Raw genomic sequence first — 513 nt, forward strand, 5'->3', positions numbered from 1 at the left:
AAGTCTAATAGCGAAGCAGTATCCGAACCGGCAACAGGGCTGCGCCTGCATACTGTATTGGCGCTGGATGATGAGTCACTGTACACTGGGGATGCCACGGATGTTGAACCGATCAACGAGCCGCAGGATCTGGCGTATGTGATCTACACATCCGGGACAACCGGACGTCCAAAGGGCGTCATGGTCGAACATCGCAGCTTGGTGAATACGGCTGCGGCGTATCGCCGGGATTACCGTCTGAACCAGTTTCCGGTACGATTGCTGCAACTGGCAAGCTTCTCTTTCGACGTGTTCGTCGGCGATATTGCACGAACGCTCTATAACGGCGGCACGATGGTCATCTGCCCGAAAGACGACCGAATTGACCCAAGTCGTCTATATGGCTGGATTCATGATTACCAAATCACGGTGTTTGAATCGACACCAGCCTTGATCATACCGTTTATGCAGCATGTGTATGAACAGGGACTTGACATGAGCAGTCTGGAGCTGCTCATCACGAGCTCAGATAGC

1 protein-coding gene is annotated in these 513 nt (G+C 52.8%); it reads left to right on the plus strand.

Annotated features, from left to right (window positions below):
• On the plus strand, window positions 1-513 hold a 513-nt coding region (locus AC5V8P_RS26045; protein ID WP_495474111.1), incomplete at both ends, for an AMP-binding protein.

This window comes from Paenibacillus sp. N119s, from assembly GCF_059447605.1.